This window comes from Sphingobium sp. DC-2 (genome assembly GCF_000722555.1).
Lineage (GTDB): Bacteria > Pseudomonadota > Alphaproteobacteria > Sphingomonadales > Sphingomonadaceae > Sphingobium > Sphingobium quisquiliarum.
On record NZ_JNAC01000001.1, the window covers coordinates 14074 to 38810 of the forward strand.

Sequence of the window (24737 nt, forward strand, 5' to 3'; positions counted from 1 at the left end):
ATGACTGACGGAACCATGATCGAGAACCGCACCTTCGACGAGATAAAAGTGGGCGATACCGCCAGTATCTCGCGCACGCTGACCGAAGAGGACATCCAGCTTTTCGCGCTCGTGTCCGGCGACGTGAACCCGGCGCATATGGACGCCGACTATGCCGCGACCGACATGTTCCGCCGCGTCATCGCGCACGGACTATGGGGCGGCGGTCTCATCTCCGCCGTGCTGGGCACCGAACTGCCCGGCCCCGGCGCGATCTATCTCAGCCAGTCGCTGCAGTTCACGCGGCCGGTAGGCCTTGGCGACACGATCACGGCGTCGGTGACGGTGGCGGAAAAACGCGCGCACCATGATATCCTGTTCGATTGCCGCTGCGTCAACCAGGACGGCGAGGAAGTCATCAGCGGCCAGGCCGAAGTCAAGGCGCCGGCCGAGAAGGTCCGCCGCCCCCGTGCGGCGCTGCCGGAGGTCAGCCTGCGCGACCATGACGGCTACCGCAAGCTGATCGAGATGACCGCCAATGGCGTGCCGGAACCGACGGCGGTGGCTCATCCCTGCAGCGCGGCCGCCATGCTGGCCGCGATTGAAGCCGCCGAAGCCAATCTCATCATGCCGATCCTGGTCGGGCCGGAAGCGAAGATCCGCAAGGCGGCCGAAGACGCCGGCAAGGACATTTCGCCTTTCCGCATCGTATCCGCCGCCCATAGCCACGAAGCGGCGGCAAAGGCCGTGGACCTGGTGCGCGGCGGCGAAGCGAAGCTGTTGATGAAAGGCTCGCTCCATACCGACGAACTGATGGGCGCCATCGTGCGCTCCGCCACGGGCCTGCGGACCGAACGGCGGATCAGCCATGCCTATATCATGGACGTGCCGGGCCATCCGACGCCGCTCATCATCACGGATGCCGCGATCAACATCGCCCCGACGCTCGATGAAAAGGCGGACATCATCCGCAACGCCATCGACCTTGCCCATGTCATCGGCATCGAGAAGCCGAAAGTGGCGATCCTTTCCGCCGTGGAGACGGTCAATCCCGCGATGCAATCCACGCTGGACGCTGCCGCCCTGTGCAAGATGGCGGATCGCGGGCAGATCACGGGCGGCATTCTGGACGGGCCCCTGGCTTTCGACAACGCGATCAGCGAAGCCGCCGCCAAGGAGAAAGGCATCGTCTCGCTGGTGGCGGGCAAGGCCGAAATCCTCGTCGTGCCCAACCTGGAAGCGGGCAATATGCTGGCCAAGCAGTTGACGTTCCTGGGCGGCGCGGACGCGGCGGGCATCGTGATGGGCGCGCGCGTGCCGATCATCCTCACCAGCCGGGCCGACAGCCTGCGCACCCGCCTCGCCTCCTGCGCGGTCGCGGTGCTGATGGCGCGCGCCGCCACCAAGGCCGCGCCCGGCCTGCCGGGAGCGGCGAGCGCATGAAAGCCGTCGTCGCCATCAACTCCGGTTCGTCCAGCATCAAGTTCTCGCTGTTCACGCTCGATGGCCGGGACGGGCTGACGCTCTCGGCAGGCGGCAAGATCGAGAAGATCGGCATCGCGCCCAGCCTGCGGGCCCGCTCCGCGACGGGGGAAACGCTCATCGAGCGGGACTGGCCGGACGGCGCCGCGCTCAGCCATGCCGACCTGCTTATGGACCTCTTCGCCTGGGCAGGAGACCATCCGCTGGAAGGGCGGGACGTGATCGCCATCGGCCATCGCGTGGTGCATGGCGGCCTGGACTTCGTCACGCCCCGCCTGGTCGATGCCGACCTGCTGGACAGGCTGGAAACGCTGTGCCCCCTCGCCCCGCTGCATCAGCCGCACAACCTCGCGGCGATCCGCGCGATCGCGAAGCTGAAACCCGACCTGCCGCAGGTCGCCTGCTTCGATACGGCCTTCCACCACGACAAGCCGGACGTCGCCTCGCGCCTGGCCATCCCGCGCAAGTTCCACGATCAGGGCATCCGCCGCTACGGCTTTCACGGCCTGTCCTATGAATATGTCGCAATGCGTCTCGCGGAGATCGACCCGGCGCTGGCCGCGGGCCGCGTGGTCGCGGCGCACCTGGGCAACGGGGCCAGCCTCTGCGCCATGCGGGACTGCAGGAGCGTCGATACGACCATGGGCTTCACTGCGCTCGACGGCCTGGTGATGGGCACGCGCTGCGGCACTATCGATCCCGGCGTGATCCTGCACTTTCAGCTCCGCATGGGCATGAGCGCGGCCGATGTGGAGGACATGCTTTACCGGCAGTCCGGCCTGCTCGGCGTGTCCGGCCTGTCGAGCGACATGCGGGCGCTCGCGGCCAGCGATGCGCCGGAAGCGGAAGAAGCCATGGCGCTGTTCGCCTGGCGCGCCGCGCGCGAGACGGCCGCGCTCGCCTCGTCGATGGGCGGGCTGGACGGCATCGTCTTCACCGCCGGGATCGGAGAGAACGACGCCGCGATGCGCCAGCGTATCTGCGCACGCCTCGCATGGCTGGGCGTGGAACTCGACGAACAGGCGAACGCTGCCGGCGCCCCGCTTGTCAGCACGCCCGGCAGCCATGTCGCGGTGCGCGTCATTCCCACCGACGAGGAACGGATGATCGCGCTCCACACCTTGCACGTGCTGGGGGAGAATCCATCATGAGGCGCGCGATAAGCCTTGCCACCATCGCGCTTGCCGTCCCTGCCGCGGCTCATGCCGCATCGCCCGTCGAAATCCTGATCAGCGATGCCGGGCAGGAGGACGAAACCGGCGCTGTCCTAGTCGATCTGCGCCTGCTCAATGACAGCGGCGATCCGCAGGGCATGGCCCTTCCGGACCGCATCGAAGCGCAGGTGGAGCAGAGCGGCGTCTCTCGCACCGCCTGGCTGGAGCGCATGGCGACGACGCCTCCAAACCCGATCATTCCACCTGGCGGTTTCACGCGCGCGACCTACCGGCTTGCGCGGAGGACCAATCTGTCGCTGGAAGGCGCCGCGATCTCCGTTCCCGCATGGGGCACGCGGCAGATCACGCTGGCATTGCGGCCCGCGGACCGAGGGGCGCAAATAGCCACGAACACCTCCGCGCAATCCGGGCCTCCCAACGCGCCGGGGTTGGAAAACAAGGCTGTGCCGCCTCCCTCGGACCGGTCGGCGGGCAACGCCTTTTTCGCCAACCTGTCGGCCTATGAACCGATCTATGCTGTCTATGGTCCGGGCACCGACAGCGCCGCACGCATCCAGATCAGCTTCAAATATCAGATTTTCGGAACGAGACGCGCCCAGGGCTTGCCACTTTCCTGGCGCGACGGACTGCATTTTGCCTATACCCAGCGCATGTTCTGGGATCTTGGCGCGGATTCCTCGCCGTTTCGTAACATCGACTATCAGCCGGAACTCTTCTACCTGACCCCTTCAGCTACGTTGACACGCGGCATCTCGCTGAGCGCACAGGGCGGCTTTCGCCATGAATCCAACGGTCGCTCCGGTCTCGATTCCCGCAGCCTCAACACGCTCTATGTGGCGCCGATGGCCGCCTTCCCGCTCGGCGGCGGCTATCGCCTGTCGGTAGCTCCGCGCTTCTCCCTCCTTGTCGGCGACAAATCCGACAATCCCGATATCCGCCGCTACAGAGGCAATAGCTCGCTCTTCCTGGAAGTCGGGAAAGATGACGGCCTACGCCTTACGACATCCACGCGGTTCAGCGTCTCCAGCGGCAAAGGCGCACTCGCCGCCGATTTTTCCTATCCGCTCTCGCGGCTATTGGGCGGGGGACCCGACTTCTATCTCTTCGGCCAGAGCTTCATCGGCTATGGCGAGAATCTGCTCGACTATGATCGCCATACGACCCGTTTTCGTCTGGGCGTGGCACTGGTGCGTTGAAACCCGCCTTCATGCACATCACGCACTTGAGCGACGCCTCCTGCGACATCAGCGCTTCCTGCTCGACTTGAGGTTGCACTCTGGCAATAGTCGACACGCTCACAGCAAAAGTTCCGAGTCACCAAGAAGGAGCCCTTCACATGCCGTCACAATCGAGGCGCTATTCCAGCCCCTATGGTATGGCCGACCCGGCATTGGAGACCAGTTGGGGCTGGGTCCTGGCTTATGGGCTGCTCGTGATCCTGATCGGCGTTTTTGCGCTCCTCAACCCAATCGCGACGGGCTTCGCGACAGGTGTTTTCCTTGCCGTGGCGCTCCTCATATACGGAATACTGGCTATCGCGGCCGGGTTGTCCTCGCTCTCCCGGCGCGCACGCTGGATCGAGATCCTCCTCGGCGTGCTGAGCCTCGTCGCGGCCGCCATCACTTTCTTCAATCCCTTCGCCGGGGCCTTGACGCTCGTCGCGCTGATCGGCGCCTGGTTGCTCATCATCGGCGTTTTCGAAATCGTCGGCGCATTCCAGTCTGCGCATGACCGGGGCTGGCGCCTGCTACTCGGCGTTCTCGACACTGTTCTGGGCGGTCTCCTCCTGTTCAGCGATCCCGCGACCGGACTTGCCTTCCTGGCATTGGCGGTCGGCCTGAGCTTCCTGCTGCGAGGAACCTTCCTCATCATCCTCGCCATGGGTCTGCGCCGCATCGGTAAGCTATAGACTTAGTGCGGCAAGGGTGCCCTGCCCCGAACAACAAAGGAAACGCCAGGATGATCGGAGGATACAAACCGCTTTCGGTCTTGCTCATCCTGGCGGCAACGGTCGGAAATGCTCCGGCATCGAGCATTTCCGGGACTATCTGGCGCAACCCTGCAAACAGTGTGCATATCCGCGCGCAACCGTGCGACGACAGGATGTGCGGTGTCGTCGTCTGGGCTAACGACAAGGCGAAAGCCGATGCGCGCAAGGGCAGCCCGGATCCTCTGGTGGGCGCACAGCTGTTTCGTGATTTCGAGCAGGAGCAGCCCGGCGTGTGGCGCGGCCGCGTTTTCGTGCCCGATATCGGCCGGACCTTCACCGGGCGCGTCACGGTACTCGACAGCAACAGGCTCGAGGCGAACGGCTGCCTCGTCGGGCGCATCGGGTGCCGGTCGCAGATCTGGACGCGCGTCGAGAAGTAGACGCATGGATTGACAGGCTGAAAGACACCTCTCCCATCCGGCTCGCTGACCCTGCGCAAATGCGATAACGCCGAAGGCGAAATGACCGCGTGCCTGATTCTCTTCCTGATCGTCCTTGGTATCAACCTGTTGCCCGCGTTCGGTCCCCCGACATGGTCGATCATCGTTCTCTATGGCCTGACGACCGATCTGCCTGTCGCCTTGATCGTGTTCATTGGCGCGCTCGCGGCCGCTCTTGGACGTTTGCTGCTTGCCTGGGGCTTTCGATTTCTCAAGGACTATTTGCCCGCGAAACAAAAGCGCAACCTCGAAGCAGCGAAAAAAGTCGTCGAGGACCGACCGAAAAGCGCGATTTTCGGGCTCGCGTTGTTCGCGCTCTCTCCGCTTCCCTCGGCGCAACTGTTCGAAGCGGCCGGCCTTGCGGGTATCAGGCTGGGGAAGTTCACAGCAGCGTTTTTCGTCGGGCGTCTCGTCTCCTATTCGATCTATGCCGCGACAGCAGGCGTGATCCGCAAATCGAGCCTGGGTGACGTCTTTACCGAGCGCCTCACCAGTCCGTGGGGCATCGCGATGCAGATCGGCATGATCATCCTGCTTGCTGCGCTCGCCCAGATCGACTGGAGCAGATTTCTGCGCTCCGACAACGATCCGCGCTCAAGCGCATGATCTCAAGGAAACAGGTCCCCGTCGCAGACGGTCCATTCGTCGGCAACACGCAAAATTGAAGACGGCGCCGAAAGCCTGCTTGGGTCAAAGCTGCGATTCCAGCGGCAGAAGGCCAATGGCCTGTGCGGTTAGTCTGCGCCAGAACGAGGCTTCCGGTTCCCGGTCGTATCGGACGGGCACGCCGTTCCGGCTCCCGGCCCATGCCACGTCGCCATCCGACGTCAGACAGACCTCATAGCTGCGGGAGGGCGCGGTATCGCGCTGCCAGATGGCAGCCATCTTCCGGGCCAGGGCCTCGGACTCGAAGAGGACGCCCATTTCCGTGTTGAGGGAAGCCGAACGAGGATCCAGGTTCATCGAGCCGATGAACCCCATATGCCCGTCGGCAGTGAAAGCCTTGGTGTGCAGGCTTGCCCGGCTCGATCCTCGCAGGGAAAAGTCCCGCTCCTGATGCTCGGGGCGCAATTCCCAGAGCTTGATCCCTGCCTCGAGCAGCGGAACACGGTAGCGCGCATAACCGCCATGGACCGCGGCGACATCGGTTGCCGCAAGAGAATTGGTCAGGACCGAGACCGAAACCCCCTTTGCCGCAATCGCGGCGAGCGCCGCCGTGCCTTCCTCGCCGGGGATGAAATAGGGCGAAGTGATTTCAAGCCTTTCCCGCGCCGCATCGAAGACCGGCAGCAGGTCGTGCATCAGCCAGTTCTTGCCCTCCTTGCCCAGCACCTTGCGCGGCGGATCGGCGATCACGCGGGCGGCGCGAGTCCAGTCGGGCCGCGTGGTCTCGGGATCGAGAAGCGAGAGCCGTTTGGCGATGCGCTCCAGATAGGGGCGCGCGGCAGCCTCATTGGCAGCGTTGCTCAATTCGGCGGCGATCCGCGTCAGCGCCGCGCCAGGATCTTTCAAGGGCGAAAGCCTATCGACCGGCAACGCCAGGCCGCTGTTCCAGTAATCGTCGAAGATCTTCTCCGTCTGGGCGACGGCTGGCCCCATCACCAGCACGTCCATGTCGCGGAAATTGGTTTGCGTCGCGGCATCGAAATAGGCGTCGCCGATATTGCGCCCGCCAAGGATGGCAACGCGGCCATCAGCGATCCAGGCCTTGTTGTGCATGCGCCGGGTCACGCTGAAGGCGCGCAGCATCATTTCGATGCCGCGCCGCAAGCCGCCCTGCCGCGCCCGGGTCGGGTTGAAGATACGGATCTCGATATGCGGATGATGCGCCATGGCGATCATCGCATCAGATGTATGGCTGGTGCCGATGTCGTCGATCAGGATCCGCACCCTGACGCCGCGATCGGCCGCGGACAGGGCCTCGGCCAGAAGAAGGCGGCCGGTCAGATCGTCGTGCCAGATGTAATACATCAGATCGAGCGAGCGCTCGACCTTGCGCGCCGACAATCCACGTGCCGCGAAGGCGTCGAGATTCTCGTCCAGCAAAAGCAGGCCGCTCTCACCGGGGTGCGCATCCGTCGTGGCGCCGATACGCTGATCGAGCGGCGTCCGGCCGCGTTCGATCGACAGTGCGTAGGAAGGCTCCCCCTGCGCGCGACTGGCGAACAGGCCGTAGACCCAAGTCGCGAGCATCGACGCCGCGACGAAGCCCAGGCAGGCAAGGATGACGATCCGGATCAGACGGCAGCATCCGCCTGCGGCTGCTGGCGCACGAGCAGGACATCGCAATCGAGACGGCTGAGCAGCGCCCGCGCCGTGCTGCCGAGCACCGCCACCGTCAGGGCCGATCGACCGTGCGTTCCGATCACGGCCAGGTCGGTTTCGCTCAGCTTCACATGATTGCGGACAACCTCGCAAACCTCGCCATAGTCGACATTGATATCCAGCCTGTCGCGTGCGTCGGCGGGCAGATCGGTCCTGTCCAGAAAGGCATCCAGATCATAGGCTATCCTGGCCTGCAGCGCAGCTGCCGGCCCTTCCCGGCCCCGAAGTGCCTCCAGCGGCACGTGATAGGCGTGAACGAGAGTGATCTCGGCAGCGGGGAATGCGGCCATGGCCGTGCGAAGCGCCTGGGCCGAGCAGCCGGAGAAATCGGTTGCGACCAAGACCCGGCGATAGTGGTGCTGGGTCTTTTCCTTCACGATAAGCACCGGCGCATGAGCATGGCGTATCATGCGCTCCACGGTCGTGCCGATCAGGAAATCCCCGATATCGTCATGGCGCGAGATGCCGGTCACGATGAGATCCGCCCCGCATGCGGTTGACGCTTCCAGCACCGCCTGCGAGACGGCGCCGGTGGCGAGGCGTGTCTCGACCGGAATATCCGGGTCCGCCACCTCCGCCCGCAAGCGGGCATGAAGGCGACTCTCGGCGGCCTGCAGTCCGTCGAGCATGTCTGCGGGATCGGGATCCCTCTGAACGTGGAGAAGAACCAGATGTGCGCGCCACTCGCTCGCCAGCTGTATCGCGCGGTCGCGGGCTCGGTCGCAGCGACCGCTAAAATCGGTTGGAAACAGAATCGTTCGCGGGGTCATATCGACGCAACATATCAGCAGTGGTCCGCCAACCAAGGAACGTGTCGCCGTGTATTTGCAGGACGGACAGAAATGTTCTTCGGCAAGGATTCGCTGGCCGTCGCGAAGCAGACCGATATTATGGCCTGATCAGAAGAGGATGGATAAAATCACAACACCAGACATCATATTGCGAACCCCGACGCTCACTGCCGTGGCAACGGCCGGCGCATCCCACGCACCATCGACACGCTTCTCGCGCCGAACGCTTCTTGCCGGCACCATGACTGCCGCGCTCTGCCTGACCGCCGCTCCGATCCGCGCTATGGCGCTTGATCCAGGATCGATCGCGGCGAGCGTGGAAGCGTTACGGCCAGGAGAGTTCCTGTGGGCGCCCGAAGCGGCTCCCGATGGTCCGGTGGTCATCATCGTCAGCCTCGCCAGGCAGCGGGCCTATGTCTATCGCAACGGCGTCCTGATCGGCATCTCGACCGTTTCCACCGGCGCAGCCGGCCACGAAACGCCGACCGGGGTTTTCACCATCCTCCAAAAGAAAGTCGCGCACAGATCGAACCTCTACAATGACGCGCCGATGCCCTACATGCAGCGCCTCACCTGGGACGGGATTGCCATGCACGCCGGCAATCTTCCGGGCTATCCCGCCTCGCACGGATGCATCCGGTTTCCCCTGACGTTCGCCGAGCACCTCTATGATGTCACGCAGCTTGGCCTGACGGTCATCATCACGCAGGCAAGCGAGATTCCGCGCTTTGCCCCAGCTCCCCGTATCCTGCAGGATACGGCCCGGCGCTCGTCGTTCGGGAATGCCTTTTTGACGGTCTGGCAGCCAGAGAAAGCACTCACAGGGCCGATCTCCATAATCGTCAGCGCGGCGGACCAGCGCGCCGTGGTGTTGCGAAACGGCATCGAAATCGGTTCGGCGCCTGTCGCCATCCGCGGCAAGATCTCCGGCCTTCAGGCCTTCAACCTCGCCTCCATCGACGAACACGGGACGCATTGGATGTTCCTCCCTGTATTTGGCGGTGCACAGACGGGGGAAGTCTCGCGGCAGGACCGGGAGCGGCTAATCCTTCCCGAGGACTTCAGACGGGGCCTGCTGTCGGTGCTCAAACCGGGAAGCACGCTGATCGTCACGGCCGATACCCTCGAAAGCGGGAGTACAGGCACATCCCTGACCGTGCTCACGGGCGAGGATGCCCAAGCGGATACAAACGAACGATGACGTTGCGCAATCCCGACTTCGCGTCCATCGCAGCGTCTTACCGCCTGATTCCAAACAGCCCCCTGCCATAATTGCGAAGACCGGCCTAATTACGACATACTCACCAGAGGATTTGACTTCGATGTCCCGATCATTGCGCGTTCCAGTTTCCCTTGCCGCCGCCATCCTGCTGGGGCTGTCCTCGGCGGCTCCGTCACTGGCTGAAACCGCGCCCGCTGCGCCGCCTTCGGCCGACGCCACGGCAATCGCGGTACCCGACGGATTTGAGTTGGCGCCGGACGGCACAACTCTTGTCCACGTGGCCAGCGGCCTGCGCTTCCCGGAGGAATTCGAGGGCTTTACCCGCCTCAGGGAACGGGCATTCGATCCGGGCTGCGAGTATATCGCCATCGGCTACGACCGGCCACTCGGCACCGGCGACGATCGCATCGTGGTGCGGATGGCGGTGGTCCATATCGACCAGATGTCGCCACGCGACCACTATATGATCATGCGTCAGGCTACGATGTCCCATTTTGCCGCGCCGACCATCGTGTCGGAAGGACCGGCGACGATCCCAACCAATCGCCGCCTCAAGGCCTATCGCGGAACTTTCACCGGCTATCGCGACGGCAAACCATGGCGTTCCAGCCTGACGACAGTCGACTATGGCTATTGGAGCGGACGCATGACGGCCGCCTATCCCGAAAGCGAAGCTGCCGAAGCTGAGAAATATCTTGGCGTGCTGCTGGCGGAAATCCGCGCGCAGCGCCCAAAGGCGCCGAAACGGTAGACTGGGGACGATGCCCGCGCGAAACCGCTCACTTTGACGGAGCAAGCAGCGAGAGGAGGCGCCGCCAATCTTGTTCGATCATCCGCCAGCGAAAAACGGCAAGCATGTGGGTCAGCAATCGGGAAAGATAATTCCTTTCCCGTGATCGGGCTACGATTTCGTGGACCTCCCTTTCGGTCCACGGCTTCCATTGTCCAGCGACGGCGATCATGTTCGAGCGGAAGGCCGTATCACTTCATCTCGCAATATACGCTCGGTTTCCGTTATCCGAATGGGGATTGCCGCAGTTATTGAGCGACGCAGTGCAAGTTATCCTTGCCCAGTTCGGCTCCCGTTCCGCTATTTCCTGGGCTGGAAGCTGATGCGGCTTGTAAGCCCCTCTAACGCGCCTCTCACTCATACGCGACGTTCCGCAGCGATCAAAGCGGCCTGATAGGCCGCATCCTCACCCATAATCGCACGCGCTGTCGCGATTAGTTCAGGACTCGCATTACGTGGACGACCCGTATCGAACGGGGGGCTGGATCATATTCGATCGCGAGTTACGTAATTTTTGCAGTCTCTTCACCCCGAAGTTTCGCAAGAAGACGGATTCCGAAATCGATCCCCGCGGTCATGCGAAGGCCAAAGCTGTGAACATAGCCGTCATGCACGTCGAAACCATATTGGAGGCAGCCGTCGAACCGGATGATCTGGAATTGGCGCTGCCTCTCATGAGCCGCCTGCAGGAGGCCATGATCACATGAACTAGGCCGGGTCTCTCCAATCTCTATGGATTCAAGCGTGACGGCCCCTTCACCGAGTGCCGATTTCAGCGTGGTGCGACAAATGTAGACCGATTCAAGTAGGGATTGCTGAGCTATGCCGGCTACCAATCATCGTCAGGGTTTCGTCAGGAAAGACTGTTGAACTTTTTCACGGCATTTTACGAAGGACACCATGAGCCGACTAAGATCCCATCCCGAACGCCATGCGGTGTCACGCATCGGCTGGCTACGCGCGGCAGTGCTGGGAGCCAATGATGGGATCGTTTCGACCGCGAGCCTCATCGTCGGCGTCGCAGCCTCCGGCGCGGGCAAGGCCAATATCCTGGTCGCAGGGATGGCGGCGCTGGTGGCAGGCGCCATGTCGATGGCCGCCGGCGAATATGTCTCGGTCAGCTCTCAGGCGGACACGGAGAATGCCGACCTCGCCCGGGAAAGAGGTGAACTCGCCGTTCAACCGGTGCTCGAGCATCAGGAACTGGCGGACATCTATGTCAAACGCGGTCTGAATGAGGAACTGGCCCGGCAGGTAGCCGACGAACTAATGGCAAAGGATGCGCTGGCCGCGCATGCCCGCGACGAACTCGGCATTTCCGAAGTCGTGACCGCCCGCCCTATCCAGGCCGCGCTCACATCCGCCGCAACTTTCAGCACAGGCGCCCTCATGCCCCTGTTGTTGGTCGCCGTCGTTCCGCATGATAGCCTCGTCGCAATCGAGGTCGCGGCAACCCTGTTGTTTCTCGCACTGCTGGGCGCGCTTGGCGCCTGGGCCGGGGGCGCCCGCCCCATGAAATCAATCCTACGGGTCACATTCTGGGGCGCGCTGGCCCTGGCTGCGACCGCGGGCATCGGGAGGCTGTTCGGAACAGTGGTTTGAACCACGCTGCTCACATCGTCAGGATTCGGTCAGTGAACACCCGTAGCCCTTCCAGCTGGAAAGGCGAACGTGATGACAAATTCTGAATATACAAGGACATTCAAGGTTTGGGACACGCCGCTACGGCTATTCCATTGGCTGCTGGTCCTAGCGATCTCGATCGCGTTTCTCTCTTCCGACGACGATAGTCCGATCGCATCGTGGCATATGGTCGCAGGATGGTCTGCTGCTGCCTTGCTTGCGTTCCGTCTGATCTGGGGCTTCGTCGGAGGCGAGCATGCCCGGTTCGTGAATTTCATTCGGCCAACAGCAATCGCCACCCATGCACGCGACCTTCTAGCTGGCCATCCTCGACGTTCCGTGGGTCATAATCCACTGGGCGCGATCGCAGTCGTGGCGCTGATCGGATTGACCGGAATCGTCATCTGGAGCGGCAGCAGCGTTGCGGCAGGCGGCATGGACAAAGACCTTCATGAAACCCTCGCCTACAGCCTGCTTGCTTTGATCGGGCTTCATGTCGGCGCCGTGCTGTTGATGTCGCTGCTCACCGGCGAAAACCTTGTTCGCGCGATGATCAGCGGCCGCAAGAAGAACAGCCTCTATCCGAATGTGCGTGAGGCTCGGGGACCAGGCTTGTTTGCGGCTCTACTTGGTGCCGCAGCGATCGTTCTGGCAATCATCGCCATTGTCATGGTGGATCCGACCGCCTTCGCGCCGCAGCAACGCCATTCCCATCACGGTTCGCACGAGGAAAGGGATTGAAAACATCGGTTGATGGTCTGGTAGAAAGCTTCAATCCTTCTTGCCTTTCGTTCCTGGTGGAAAGTCTACATTAAACCCATGCGCCTTCTCATCGTCGAAGATAATGAGCGAATGGCGGCACTGATCGCCGACGGTCTTCAGCGCCGGGGCTTCGTGTGCGATGTTGCCCATGATCTCGCACAAGCCGACGCTGCGATGGGCAGCGCGAGCTATGATGCCATCATACTCGACCTCGGCCTGCCCGACGGCGACGGGATCGACTGGCTCGCGAGCCGCCGAAAATATCAGCAGATGCCGCCTGCCATCATCCAGACCGCGCGTGGGGCGCTGGAGGATCGCGTCACCGGTCTCGATTCCGGCGCAGACGATTATATCGTCAAACCCTTCGAGATCGACGAGCTCGCCGCGCGCATCCGCGCCCTGCTGCGCCGGCCTGGCGTTCGAACCCAGCCCGTCATCGAAGTCGGCATGCTGCGTTTCGACACGGCAAGCCGCTCTGCCAGCATTGGCGATCGCGAGATCGACCTTTCGCGCCGCGAGGCGGACCTTCTGGAACTGCTGATGCGGCGAGCCGGCACGGTGGTCCATCGCGAAGTGATCGAGAACGCGCTCTACAGCTTCAACGATCCGGTGACCCCCAATGCGGTCGAAGCCGCCATTTCGCGTCTGCGCCGCAAGCTCGAAGACACGGGCGTGGCCGGCGCGCTCCATACCGTTCGGGGTGTCGGCTATATGCTGAAGGACGGGAAGGCATGACCGTGCAGCGCTCCATCTCACGGCGCCTCAAACGCGGTTTGGGCCTGATTGGTGTGGCGGGCACCGTTCTGCTGCTGGCGGCGGTCGCCTTCTTCTACAGTGTCACCTTCACACATCTCGATGCACGCGCGGCGATGATCCGCGCGATCAAGGAAATGCTTGAGCATGTCGCTCTGCCGCTTGTCGTCCTGCTCGTTCCCGTCGCGATCATGGTGCTCCGAGTGATCCGCCAGGCCTTCGCACCGCTGGAAGATGCCGCCGCCCGGATCGAGGCTGCACAGGGCCACGAACGAGGGTTCCGCATCGATGCGTCGCAAATGCCCGCCGAGGCGCTACCCTTCGTCTATGCGGTCAACGATCTGTTGGCGCGGCTCGATCAGGCCGCGCGGCGGCAGGAAGCGTTCGCCGCCGACGTCGCGCACGAGTTGCGCACGCCGCTCGCCCTCCTGTCTCTCGAACTCGACCGGCTTGACTATGACGACGGCGCGCGCCTCAAGGAAGACGTGGCGGCCATGCGCCGGCTGATCGACCAACTCATGCTGCTCGCGCAGATCGACGCGGCGGAGGCCGCCCAGACCGCTCCCGAACAGGTGTCACTCGCGGATGTGGCGAGCGAGGTCGTCAGCGCCGTGGCGCCGGGGATCATCGCACAAGGCAAGCTGATCGCGTTCGATACCCGCGGTCAGGCTGCGGTCGTGAACGGCAGGCGCGAAGCGATTGCGGCAGCGCTGCGCAATCTGATCGAGAATGCCGCGCGCGTGACGCCGGCTGGTGGCACGATCCAGGTCTTCGCCGGCCCCCACGCGCTATTGGGCGTGCGGGACGAGGGCCCTGGGCTGGCGCTCGAAAGGTTGCGCGACCTTGTGCAACGCCACCGCCGCGCCGACCATGCGAGCAAGGATGGCGCCGGCCTCGGCCTCGCTATCGTCGACCGGATCATGGCGGCCCATGGCGGCACGCTTGAGACCGATCCGGCCGACCGTGAACTGGTGCTGCGTTTTCCCGCGACCTGATCTTCAATCCTCATATCCCGTCAGGGTTCGGTCAGGAACGCTCCCTAGCCCGAGCGCATGTCCAGACGATACACCCTCATTGCGGGCGCCGCGACGATCGCCTTGATTCTATCAGGCCTGTGGTGGTTCGCCAGTCGACCGGTCGAGACGGGCAACTCCGCGCCGGCAAGCAACGCCCAACCGACAGATGGGATCCTGGCGGTGGATGCGCGCCGCGCCGCGCAGATGGGTATCCGCCTTATGCCCGCGACGGCAGCCGCGGATGCGGCGCTCGCCACCATCCCCGCGATGATCGAGCCTCCCGCCAACGCCCGGGTGGCGGTGGCCGCGACCTTTCCCGGCACCGTGTTGCGGACTCTCGTGGTCGAGGGCGACAGCGTGCGGCGGGGCCAGCCGCTGGCGATCATCGCCAGCCGCGACGTGCTGACGATCGGCGCGGACCTCAGCCGCGCGAACGCGCGGCGTGGCGTAGCCGAGGCCAATGCCGCGCGGCTCTCCCTGCTCAGCCGCGAAGGCATCATCGCAGGCGCGCGCGCTGACGAAGCCAATGCCATCGCAGCCGAGGCTCGCGCCGACGTTTCGGAAAAGTCGCGCATCCTGGCGATGGTGGGCGGTCATGGCGCCAGCGGCTCCTATACGCTGACGGCTCCTATCGCGGGTCGCGTCACCAGCGCCTCCATCCAGACCGGCAATCCGGTGGACGGCACCACCGCGCCCTATGTGATCGACGCGACGGATCGCTATGAAGTGGTCGGCCAATTGCCCGAACGGCTGATCGGGCAAGTGCGCCCCGGCATGAGCGTGCGGCTACTTCCCAACCTCACCGGCCGGATCGTCGCGGTGGGAACGGCCATCGATCCCGCGACCCGTTCGGCCGGCCTCAAGGCGGAGATTCCGGCCGGACCCGGTGTTGTCGCGGGGCGCGCAACCAGCATCGTCATCGTCGGCCCGGCGCCGGCGGGCGCGGTCAGCGTGCCCGATACGGCGGTCACCATGATCGACGGCAAGCCGGTTGTGTTCGTGACCGCGCGCGGCGGCTTTGCCGTGCGCGCCGTGACCGGCGGCAGCGGCAGTGATGGCCGCACGGTGCTGCTCTCCGGGATCAGGCCCGGTGAACAGGTGGTGGTTTCCGGTACGAGCGCGCTCAAGGCGCTCGCCACCGCGCAATAGGCTCTCCCGATGCTGCGTTCGCTTGTCGCCACCGCGCTGTCCTATCGTCTGCTCGTCCTGATCCTTGCCGCCGCCACGGCCGGGCTCGGGGTCTGGGCTTTTGTCAACTTGCCGGTCGATGCCTATCCCAACATCGCGCAGACCCAGGTGAAGCTGATCCTCAAAGCCCCCGGCATGACGCCGGAGGAGGTCGAGAGCCGCGTCATCACGCCGATCGAGACGGAGATGCTCGGCATTCCCAACCAGGCGATCCTGCGCTCGAGCGCCAAATATGCCATCGCCGACATAACCATCGACTTTACCGACGGCACCGACATCTACTGGGCGCGCCAACAGGTCGCCGAACGGCTGGCGGGCGTGACGGGCGATCTGCCTGCTGCCGTGACCGGCGGTCTCGCGCCGATCTCGACGCCCCTGTCCGACGTCTACATGTTCACGATCGAAGGGCCGCTGTCTCTCCAGCAGAAACGCGAACTGCTCGACTGGACGATCCGCCCGGCGCTGCGCACAGTGCCCGGCGTCGCGGACGTGAACGCGCTGGGCGGCTATGTTCGTACCTTCGAGGTCCGGCCTGATCCGGTGGCGCTGGCGAGCGCGAAGCTCTCGATCTCCGATCTGCGCACCGCGATCGAAAGCGGCAATCGCAATGACGGCGCGGGGCGCCTGACCGATGGCGAGGAATCGCTGATCGTCCGAGCCGTGGGCGCGATCCGCAGCGTGGAGGATCTGCAAACGCTGGTCATCGCCAGCCGGGACGGCCGCATCGTCCGCCTGGGCGACGTCGCCACAGTCGGCACCGGCAGCCTCACCCGCTATGGGGCGGTGACGCGCGGCGGCAAGGCCGAGGCGGTGGAGGGCCTGGTGATCGCGCTGCGCGGCGCGGATGCGCGGGCGGTGGTCGATGGCGTGCGGACGCGGCTTGCCGGGCTTCAGCACAGCTTGCCCGCAGGCACGCAGATCCATGTCTTCTACGATCGCTCCGATCTGATCGGGCGCGCGGTCGGCACGGTCGAGGAGGCGCTGCTGGAAGCGACCGTGCTGGTCGTCGTGCTGCTGATCCTGTTCCTCGGCGACTGGCGTGCGGCCACGATCGTCGCGGCGACCCTGCCGATGGCCGCGCTCATCACCTTCCTGTTCATGCGCGGCATGGGGCTGTCCGCGAACCTCATGAGCCTCGGCGGGCTCGCCATCGCGATCGGGATGCTGGTCGACGGCGCGGTGGTGGTGGTCGAGAATGTCGTCGAGCGCCTGAGCCATGCCCAGGGCGAGGACACGCCCCGACTCAACCACGTATTCCGCGCAACCAGCGAGGTGATCGTGCCGGTGTCGGCGGGCATCGTCATCATCGCGCTCGTGTTCCTGCCCCTGCTTTCGCTGCAGGGGCTGGAGGGCAAGCTGTTCGCGCCCGTCGCGCTCACCATCGTCTTCGCGCTCGCGGGCTCCCTGCTGCTCGCCCTGACGCTGGTGCCGGTCCTTGCCTCCTTCAGCCTCAGGAGCGGCCATCATGGTGAGCCATGGATCATGCGGCAGATCGGCCCACGCTACCAGGCGCTGCTCGACGCGGCGTTCGCGCACAAGAAGCTGGTCTATGGTCTCTCCGCCACCGGGCTGGTGCTGGCGGGCCTCGCTTATGGCGCGGCCGGGAAGACCTTCATGCCGACGATGGACGAAGGCTCGGTGATCGTGCAGCTTACCAAGCTGCCCTCGATCAGCCTGGACCAATCGGTGGCCGGCGACATGGCGGTGCAGCGCGCGCTCCGCACCGTGCCGGAGGTGGAGGACGTGATCGCCCGCGTCGGCTCCGACGAGATCGGTCTCGATCCGATGGGACCGAACGAGACCGACAGCTTCGTCCAGTTGAAGCCGCGCTCGCAATGGCGCGGGGACAAGGATTTCGTCGTCGGGGAAATGCGCAAGGCGCTGGACGGCCTGCCCGGTATCCAATCGAGTTTCACCCAGCCGATCGAGATGCGCGTCTCGGAGATGCTCACCGGCGCGCGCGGCGATCTAGCGGTCAAGATTTTCGGGCCTGACACCGCAACGCTCGCCGAGCTCGCGGGTCGGATCCAGCATATCCTGTCCGGCATCCACGGCTCATCGGAGGTCCTGACGGTCGCCAACGACAATGTGGACTATCTCCAACTCGACATCGACCGCGCGGCAGCGGGGCGGTTCGGGATGCCGGTCGACCAGCTCCAGGACGCGCTGCGCGGACAGGTCGAGGGCGTGCGGTCCGGGGTCGTGGCCGAAGGTCAGAAACGCATTCCGATCGTCATTCGCGGTGACGACGGCATCCGGAGCGATCCGGCCCGTTTCGCCGACCTGCAATTGCGCACGCCCGATGGCACGCTGGCGCGTGTCAGCGACATGGCGCGGGTGGAGCGCACGCAGGGACCGGTGAAGCTCGATCACGAGAACGGCTCGCGCTTCGCGCTGGTGCAGGCCTTCGTCTCCGGCCGCGATCTGGTCGGCTATGTCGATGAGGCGAAGGCGCAGGTCACCGCCAAGGTACGGCTACCGGCAGGCTACAGCATCGTCTGGGGCGGTCAGTTCGAGAACCAGCAGCGCGCATCGGCCCGGCTGATGATGGTGGTGCCCGTAGCGCTGGTGTTGATCTTCCTCGTCCTGCTGGCGGCGCTGCGCTCATTGCGCGCCGCGCTGCTGATCCTCTCCAACATCCCCTTCGCGATGGTCGGCGGGCTGATCTCGCTGTGGCTGTCGGGCGAGTATCTCTCGGTCCCGGCGTCGGTGGGGTTCATCGCCCTGCTCGGCATCGCCGTGCTCAATGGGTTGGTGCTGGTGGCCTATTTCCGCCAGTTGCGCGCCGACGGGGTGGGTATGGCCGAGACCGTGCGCCTGGGCGCGCAGCGTCGGCTGCGACCGGTGCTGATGACTGCCGGCATCACGGCCTTCGGCCTCGTCCCCCTGCTGTTCGCCAGCGGGCCGGGGTCCGAGATCCAGCGGCCGCTCGCGATCGTGGTGATCGGCGGCCTCATTACCTCCACTTTGCTGACGCTGGTCCTGCTGCCGATCCTGTTCGAGCGCTTCGGGGAAAGCGCCGGGGAGGCCGCTAATGCCTGACCTGCTGTTCACCCTCCATTGCGCCACCCGCGATACCGAGCTTCTCGTGGACGCGATCCGCGCCGTCTCCCCCACGCCAATCCATGTCCGCGGGGAAGCTGTGCGAGGTCGCGATTTTGGCGATGCGGGAACCGCCGAGCGCGTGTCGGGCGAATTGAAGCGTTCGACGCTCGAACTGATCGTGAGCGCGGACGCGGTGCCCGACCTGCTCCGCACCGTAAAAGACGCGCGGCGCGATCTGCCGGTCCGGTGGCGCACGACGCCCCTGCTCGATCATGGAAGGATCGCCTGATGCGGATCGTACTCGCCGCTCTCGGCCTTCTGACGGCCGCGCCTGCCCTGGCCCAGCATACCGATCTGCCGCCTGCCGACAAGGTCAACGAAGCGCTCGACAATCACCCCAGCGTCGCCGCCGCAATTGCGCGCGTCGAAGCCGCACGGGCACGCGGCGATATGCTGCGCAAAGGCCCCCACGAAGTGACGGTGAGCGGCAGCTACATTCGCCGAACCGTCGATCGCGAAGGCGGGTTCGACGAATTCGATACGACAATCAGCCGCCCATTCCGCCTGCCGGGCAAGGCCGCGCTCGACCGCGAAGCCGGTGCGCTCGGCATTGAGGTCGCGGAAAACCAGATGGAGGATGTCCGCCATCAAACCGCGCTGCTGCTGGCCGGCTATTGGCACGACTGGCTCACTGCGGGAAGCCATTATCGCAACGATCTCGACAGCGTCCGCGGGCTGGAGGAGGCAATCGCCGCCATAAAGCGGCGGGTCACGCTGCGAGACGCCGCCCAACTCGACCTCGACCAGGCGCAGGCGGCGCTGGCTCAGGCGCGCGCGCAGGCCGCATCGTCACTCTCGCTGCGCGAACAGGCGCGCGTGACCTTCGCAGCGTCCTTTCCGGAAATCCCGCTCCCCTCCGAACCACCAGAACTGGCCGACCCCATGCTGCCCGCCCAGGGGCTGGAAGCGATGCGCGACCTGGTAATCGAGCGCAGTCACGAGATCCGCGCCGCCGACAAGGAAGCGCAGCGTCTGAACGTGACTTCGCGTCGGGTGCGAGCGGATCGCATCGCAGACCCGAGCTTCGGCGTCCGCCTGTTCAGCGAGCGCGGCGGCGCGGAAGCCGGCGCGGGCGTGGTGGCTTTAATCCCGCTCGGCGGTGGCTATCGCAGAGCCGCAGCCGATCAGGCGTCAGCCGAGGCCAATGCCGCGCGCATGGAACTCGCGGCCGTGCAGCGCAGCATCGAGGCGACCGCCAATGCCGACCTTTCCAACGCGCACACCCGGCTCGATGCCTGGCGCAATGCCGACGCTTCGGCGCGCAGCGCCGGCGACGCCGCCGAAAGGACGGTGCGCGGTTACCAACTCGGGCAGATCGACCTCTCCGATATGCTCTATGCCCGCCGGCAGGCCAATGACGCGCGCCGAATGGAAATCGAGGCGCGCTCCGAAGCCGATCGTGCTCTGCTCAAGATCCAGATCGATTCCCACAGCATCTGGGCACCAGATGAAGCGGGGCACGACTAGCTAACATACGGCAAGCAAACATTCTCGACATGAAACGAGCCTGCACTTAGAGGATGCTGCGTGACCGAAGCTCGCAAATTCCTTGTCCGGCACCATTGGCTGTGCGCGCTCCTGCTAGGCGCTGCGCTGCTCGTGAAGGCGTTGGTGCCGGCGGGTTTCATGCCGGTCGTCTCGAATGGCGTGATCCTGGTCCAGCTGTGCTCGGGGCAAGGGCCTCAGAAGATCGCAATCAAGTTGCCGAGCAAAGGCGGCGAGCAGGACCATGACGAGCACAAGAAGGCGGAAGCGCCTTGCGCCTTTACCGGCCTGTCCTCGCCATCGCTCGCGGCCGTCGATGCGCTGCTCCTAGCCGTCGCCCTCGCCTTCATCCTCGCAACGGTTTTTCGGCGTCCAAACCGCCTAGTCCTCCGGCGCGGCACCTATCTGCGCCCGCCGGCGATCGGTCCTCCCACCACCTGATTCCTTCGACATTCCCCGTTGATGGGCGCCCCTCGCCGGGGCGCCGCATGTGAATCAGGATTCCGACATGACGATTATGCTTGATTCCGCGCATTGCGCGGCAACCACCATGCCTGCCTTCGCTCGCTCCACCAGCAAGCAACCAACTTTCAAGGTTCGCCTCGCCGGGAGCTTCGCTTTTCCCGCACTCGTCGCTGTGCTGGCGGGCGCCCCCATCTCGCGAGCCTTCGCCCAGGACGGGACGCCGCTGCCAGAGGTCGACGTTAGCTCGGCGAGCGAGGCGGGGTCGACGGTTTCGGGTGAGCGGCTTTCCCCCTCGCGCCTGCGCGACCTTCAGGTCGGCTCGAGCGATACCGCAGCGATCCTGCAAAGCGTACCCGGCGTCAGCGGCTATGGGGCCGGGGGCTTCTCGACCTTGCCGGTGATCCGGGGCCTTGAAGCGCAGCGCTTGACCGTGCTGGTCGACGGCGTGGCGATTGCCTCGGCCTGTCCGAACGATATGAATCCGCCCCTGTCCTACACCGATCCGCAAACCGTGAGCGCGATCGACGTCATTACCGGCGTTTCGCCAGTCAGCTATGGCGGCGACAGCATCGGCGGGATCATTCGCGTCGAGAGCGCTCCGCCCCGCTTTGCTAAGCAAGGGGAAACGCTGCTGACCGGCGAAACCTCGGCCTTCTATCGCAGCAATGGCGACGGGTTCGGCGGCGCCCTGTCAGTGACGGCCGCGAGCGACAAGGTCAGCCTGACTTACAATGGCTCCTACACTCAAGCCGACAATTTCAAGGGCGGCGGCTCGCTGGGCGTCGTGCGATCCAGCGAATATGCCAAGACCGACCACAGCCTCAATCTCGCAGCGCAAGTCAGCAACGGCCTGATCGAGCTGAAAGGCGGCTATCATTTCGCGCCCTATGAGGGTTTCCCGAACCAATATATGGACATGACGTCCAACAAGTCGTGGTTCCTGAACGGCCATTATGCCGGCGTCTTCGATTGGGGCAATCTCGATGTGCGGGCGAGCTGGCGCGACACCGACCACGTCATGAACTTCCTCGCCGACAAGGGCGGGACCGCGACCGGCGGGATGCCGATGAACACGGAGGTCCACAGCGCGAGCTATACCGTCCAGGCGGATATATTGCTCGGCGGCGGCACGCTGCGCCTGGGCAGCGAATTCCAGCATCAATGGCTCAACGACTATTGGCCGCCCGTTGTGGGCAATATGATGATGGGGCCGAATGCGTTCATCAACGTCAACGGGGCCAAGCGCGATCGGCTCGGCACCTTCCTCGAGTGGGAAACGCGCTGGGATAGCGGTTTCTCCCTCATCGCCGGCATCCGTAACGATCAGGTCTGGATGAACACCGGCAAGGTCGCGCCCTATGGCACCGGCATGATGCAGATGGCCGATGTCATGGCGGCAGCGGCGTTCAACAAGGCCGACCGCAAGCGCCACGACAGCAATTGGAGCGGCAGCCTGCTGGTCCGCTACGCGCTTTCGGACGGGGCGGATATCGAGATCGGCTATGCCCGCAAGGTTCGCTCGCCCAATATCTACGAGCGCTATAGCTGGGGCCGGGGCAGCATGGCGAGCCGCATGATCGGGTGGTTCGGCGACGGGAACGGCTATGTCGGCAACCTCGACCTTCGCCCCGAAAAGGCCGATACGCTGAGCGCCGCCCTGGCCATTTCCGGAGGCGGCAAGGATGGCTGGTCGTTCAAGATCGCGCCCTATTACACCCATGTCGACGAATATATCGACGCCTTTAAGCTGGCGGACTTCACCGACATGATGGGCAGTCCGACCGGGTTCGTTCAATTGCAGTTCGCCAACCAGAAGGCAGAGATCTACGGCATCGACATATCGGGCGCCGTGCCGCTATGGTCATCGTCGTCGGCCGGCACCGCGCGTCTGACCGCGCGCGCGAGCTGGCTGCACGGCCAGAATCTGACCGACCACGCACCGCTCTATCACCAGATGCCGTTCAATGCGGCGCTGAGCCTCGAGCATCGGATCGGCGGCCTCGAAACCCGGATTGACCTCGACATCGTGACGGAAAAGGATCGCGCCGATCCGACCCGCAACGAACCGCGGACGGGCAGCTACGCGCTGCTCAATGTCCAGCTCGCCTATCGCATCGACAAGGTTCGCCTGACGCTCGGCGCCGACAATCTGTTCGACAAGGCCTATTATGCTCCGCTTAGCGGCATGTCGCTCGGCGATCTGAAGGCGACCGGCGTGCGCCGCCCGGTTCCGGGCCGGGGGCGATCGGTCAACGCCGGGATCACGATTGCGTTTTGAGCGCCCATGCTCCCGAACTCGCACGACATGAACGAGGAGCCGAGGGCAGGCTATGGCCAGCCCTCGGCCTGGTCGCAGCGCCTGGGCGCGGGCCTTGCCGCCGCGTCATGCTGCCTGCTGGTGCTAGTGGCGCTCAATGCCAATCTATCGGGACGGCTGCGAATGACGCAGCCTGTGCAGGTGAGCCGCTTCCGGTTGTTTACCCCGTCGCCACCGTCACCACCGCCTTCAACGTTGTCGCGATCGCGGACAGACGAGGCCCGCCTATCGCCGGAGCGGCGCCCTGCGCACCCGCCCGAGCTGGCTACGACGGGAGAAAGAGGCGGACCAGCTTCGTCGCCTATACCCGCTGCTCCAGCAATCGCCTCTCCGTTCGCTGTCGCGCCGGTAAGCAGACCGCCCGCGCCGGAACCCGAGGTCGCGCCGCCGCAAGCCCAGGATGATAAGAAACAGTCCGCGCTTGCGGCCTATCAGCGCCAGCTCTGGGCGCGAATAGCCGCGCGCAAGCCCGCGGGGATCCACCTCGACGGGGTCGCAACGGTCCGCTTCATCGTCGGGGCTGACGGCGCGCTGATTGCCGTCGAGCTGGCCGGCAGCAGCGGGAATGCCGCGCTCGATCGCCTGGCGCTCCGCACGGTGCGCAATGCTGCTCCTTTTCCAACACCGCCTATGGGCGTGGAAAGCGAGCAGTTGGTCTTTACGATACCATTCAGCTTTCATTGAGGCCGCATGGCGGACGAGGATGGCTCGATCGTCAATAGGGCGACGCGCACACGTTCCAGAAACAAAACACGGTGATCGTCGCGAGCCTTGATGGCAGCCTGCGCCTCATCGACAAGAGCCTGTCCGGCACGTTGCCCATGCGTCTCGATCAGTGCGAGCGCCGCCGCTATTTCCTCGGAATTGGCAGCGTCACCATCGGATGAACCTTTCCCCGGAAGCCGAAGCGATAGCTTCTTGCGCGCCATATTATCACCCTTTTCTTGAATGCTCTCAGGCCCGTGCGCTCACCAGCCAGGCCTTCGCCCCCATATGAACGCCATTCTCATCGCAATGGCGCTCGAACAGCTCGACAAGATGCTGGTGAATGGCCTTGCGTACCTCTGCCCCGTTCTGTCGAACAAGATCGCCGATCTGCATCCCCTCAAGCACGAAGCGAGCGGCGCTCTCGGGATCACTGCCGGGGCCGCCCACGCGCTGCTCACCTGTCCAGGCATCGAATCTGACCTCGCAGAAACCCGCGCTTTGGAGAAGGTCGATCACATAGTCCTGCTCGCCGAGCGCGAATGGTCCCGGCGCGCGCGACTGCGGCGTCGGCAGGTCCATATGCTCCTTGATGATGCCCATGACACTAAGCTGCCACGGATTGTCAGCGATGGACGCCCAGACAGCGATGTCGAGCCGCCCGCCATCGCGCAACATCCGGCGCAGATTGGCGAAAGCGGGATAAGGCTCAGCGAAGAACATCGAACCGAAGCGCGAGAACAGCCGATCGAACGGCGCTTCCTCCAGCATCGTCGTCGCGGCATCGCCCTGCTCGAAGCGGATATTGGCAAGGCCCGCGCGCTGTGCCCGTTCCCTGGCCATCCCCACCAGATCGGGTGAGATGTCGAGGCCGAGCGCAAATCCGGTGTTGCCGACGGCCGTGGCGATCTGCCGCGTGGTCCAGCCACCGCCGCATCCGACATCGACCACCGTTTCGCCGGCGTTGTATGCGGCCTGGGCAAGCAACGCCCTGCCGATCGGCTCGATCATGCTTTCGAAGCGGTCGAGCTGGGCGAGCCAACGCATGCCCGCCTGGCCGGCCCAATCGTGCGCGGCCAAACCTTCCCTGTTCTCGCCAGCATCGTTCATCGATGTACTCCCAT

At 64.5% G+C, this 24737-nt stretch carries 25 protein-coding genes; 21 read left to right on the forward strand and 4 right to left on the reverse strand.

Going from position 1 to position 24737, the window contains the following annotated elements; genetic code table 11:
• The 6 genes from ET21_RS0100070 (at position 1) to ET21_RS0100095 (ending at position 5672) form a co-directional block, all read left to right on the forward strand.
• Positions 1–1422 (forward strand): bifunctional enoyl-CoA hydratase/phosphate acetyltransferase, encoded by a 1422-nt coding sequence (locus tag ET21_RS0100070; RefSeq protein WP_030090401.1) that lies wholly within the window; start codon positions 1–3, stop codon positions 1420–1422.
• Entirely contained in the window at positions 1419–2612 is a 1194-nt protein-coding gene (locus ET21_RS0100075) for an acetate/propionate family kinase (RefSeq protein WP_030090400.1), read from the forward strand. Before ET21_RS0100070 ends, ET21_RS0100075 begins: the two co-directional genes overlap by 4 nt.
• Positions 2609–3832, forward strand: a complete 1224-nt coding sequence (locus tag ET21_RS0100080; RefSeq protein ID WP_030090399.1) for a phospholipase A — start codon at positions 2609–2611, stop codon at positions 3830–3832. Before ET21_RS0100075 ends, ET21_RS0100080 begins: the two co-directional genes overlap by 4 nt.
• 179 nt (positions 3833–4011) lie before the next feature.
• Positions 4012–4545, forward strand: a complete 534-nt coding sequence (locus ET21_RS0100085) for an HdeD family acid-resistance protein (RefSeq protein WP_086400778.1) — start codon at positions 4012–4014, stop codon at positions 4543–4545.
• A gap of 50 nt (positions 4546–4595) precedes the next feature.
• Entirely contained in the window at positions 4596–5006 is a 411-nt protein-coding gene (locus ET21_RS0100090; protein ID WP_021246273.1) for a DUF2147 domain-containing protein, read from the forward strand.
• Positions 5007–5087: 81 nt separating this feature from the next.
• Positions 5088–5672 carry a hypothetical protein gene (locus ET21_RS0100095; protein ID WP_021246272.1) on the forward strand — a complete coding sequence of 195 codons (585 nt, stop codon included), beginning with the start codon at positions 5088–5090 and terminating at the stop codon, positions 5670–5672.
• A gap of 84 nt (positions 5673–5756) precedes the next feature.
• Here ET21_RS0100095 and ET21_RS0100100 read toward each other — a convergent pair whose 3' ends face one another.
• Both ET21_RS0100100 and ET21_RS0100105 read right to left on the reverse strand, forming a co-directional pair.
• The gene (locus ET21_RS0100100; RefSeq protein ID WP_051743722.1) at positions 5757–7259 is read right to left on the reverse strand and encodes a phospholipase D family protein; all 1503 of its coding nucleotides are present in this window, start codon (positions 7257–7259) and stop codon (positions 5757–5759) included.
• A 44-nt stretch (positions 7260–7303) separates the two neighbouring features.
• A complete protein-coding gene (locus ET21_RS0100105) occupies positions 7304–8161 on the reverse strand; it encodes a universal stress protein (protein ID WP_021690797.1) in 858 nt (285 codons plus the stop codon).
• Here ET21_RS0100105 and ET21_RS27990 point away from each other — a divergent pair.
• The 15 genes from ET21_RS27990 (at position 8048) to ET21_RS26815 (ending at position 23592) form a co-directional block, all read left to right on the forward strand.
• Positions 8048–8290: a hypothetical protein gene (locus ET21_RS27990; protein WP_162180676.1), complete on the forward strand. Its 243-nt coding sequence runs from the start codon at positions 8048–8050 to the stop codon at positions 8288–8290. The two genes, ET21_RS0100105 and ET21_RS27990, sit on opposite strands and share 114 nt — an antisense overlap.
• A gap of 64 nt (positions 8291–8354) precedes the next feature.
• Positions 8355–9383, forward strand: a complete 1029-nt coding sequence (locus tag ET21_RS0100110; RefSeq protein ID WP_232037387.1) for a L,D-transpeptidase — start codon at positions 8355–8357, stop codon at positions 9381–9383.
• Between the two features lie 121 nt (positions 9384–9504).
• Positions 9505–10155, forward strand: a complete 651-nt coding sequence (locus ET21_RS26315) for a hypothetical protein (protein WP_051767860.1) — start codon at positions 9505–9507, stop codon at positions 10153–10155.
• A gap of 494 nt (positions 10156–10649) precedes the next feature.
• Positions 10650–10901 carry a hypothetical protein gene (locus ET21_RS0100120; protein WP_021246267.1) on the forward strand — a complete coding sequence of 84 codons (252 nt, stop codon included), beginning with the start codon at positions 10650–10652 and terminating at the stop codon, positions 10899–10901.
• Between the two features lie 193 nt (positions 10902–11094).
• A complete protein-coding gene (locus ET21_RS0100125; RefSeq protein ID WP_030538172.1) occupies positions 11095–11796 on the forward strand; it encodes a VIT family protein in 702 nt (233 codons plus the stop codon).
• Between the two features lie 72 nt (positions 11797–11868).
• The gene (locus ET21_RS0100130) at positions 11869–12558 is read left to right on the forward strand and encodes a cytochrome b/b6 domain-containing protein (protein WP_030538173.1); all 690 of its coding nucleotides are present in this window, start codon (positions 11869–11871) and stop codon (positions 12556–12558) included.
• Positions 12559–12636: 78 nt separating this feature from the next.
• Positions 12637–13314, forward strand: coding sequence for a response regulator transcription factor (locus tag ET21_RS0100135; protein WP_021246264.1), 678 nt, complete (start codon positions 12637–12639; stop codon positions 13312–13314).
• On the forward strand, positions 13311–14327 hold the full coding sequence (locus tag ET21_RS0100140; RefSeq protein ID WP_030538174.1) for a HAMP domain-containing sensor histidine kinase: 1017 nt from the start codon (positions 13311–13313) through the stop codon (positions 14325–14327). Before ET21_RS0100135 ends, ET21_RS0100140 begins: the two co-directional genes overlap by 4 nt.
• 57 nt (positions 14328–14384) lie before the next feature.
• Complete coding sequence (locus ET21_RS0100145) at positions 14385–15497, forward strand: efflux RND transporter periplasmic adaptor subunit (RefSeq protein WP_030093018.1); 1113 nt, start codon at positions 14385–14387, stop codon at positions 15495–15497.
• 9 nt (positions 15498–15506) lie between these two features.
• A complete protein-coding gene (locus tag ET21_RS0100150; RefSeq protein ID WP_030538175.1) occupies positions 15507–18578 on the forward strand; it encodes an efflux RND transporter permease subunit in 3072 nt (1023 codons plus the stop codon).
• On the forward strand, positions 18571–18870 hold the full coding sequence (locus tag ET21_RS0100155; RefSeq protein ID WP_021246260.1) for a DUF3240 family protein: 300 nt from the start codon (positions 18571–18573) through the stop codon (positions 18868–18870). Before ET21_RS0100150 ends, ET21_RS0100155 begins: the two co-directional genes overlap by 8 nt.
• Entirely contained in the window at positions 18870–20108 is a 1239-nt protein-coding gene (locus ET21_RS0100160; protein WP_021246259.1) for a TolC family protein, read from the forward strand. Before ET21_RS0100155 ends, ET21_RS0100160 begins: the two co-directional genes overlap by 1 nt.
• A 60-nt stretch (positions 20109–20168) precedes the next feature.
• A complete protein-coding gene (locus ET21_RS0100165) occupies positions 20169–20567 on the forward strand; it encodes a DUF2946 family protein (protein ID WP_231746293.1) in 399 nt (132 codons plus the stop codon).
• Between the two features lie 67 nt (positions 20568–20634).
• Positions 20635–22869, forward strand: a complete 2235-nt coding sequence (locus tag ET21_RS0100170; RefSeq protein ID WP_231746294.1) for a TonB-dependent receptor — start codon at positions 20635–20637, stop codon at positions 22867–22869.
• A 6-nt stretch (positions 22870–22875) separates the two neighbouring features.
• Complete coding sequence (locus tag ET21_RS26815) at positions 22876–23592, forward strand: energy transducer TonB (RefSeq protein ID WP_021690801.1); 717 nt, start codon at positions 22876–22878, stop codon at positions 23590–23592.
• Here ET21_RS26815 and ET21_RS0100180 read toward each other — a convergent pair.
• Positions 23586–23837, reverse strand: coding sequence for a hypothetical protein (locus ET21_RS0100180; protein WP_030538178.1), 252 nt, complete (start codon positions 23835–23837; stop codon positions 23586–23588). The two genes, ET21_RS26815 and ET21_RS0100180, sit on opposite strands and share 7 nt — an antisense overlap.
• Positions 23838–23862: 25 nt before the next feature.
• Positions 23863–24723, reverse strand: a complete 861-nt coding sequence (locus ET21_RS0100185; RefSeq protein ID WP_030091407.1) for a class I SAM-dependent methyltransferase — start codon at positions 24721–24723, stop codon at positions 23863–23865.
• Positions 24724–24737: the final 14 nt, after the last annotated feature.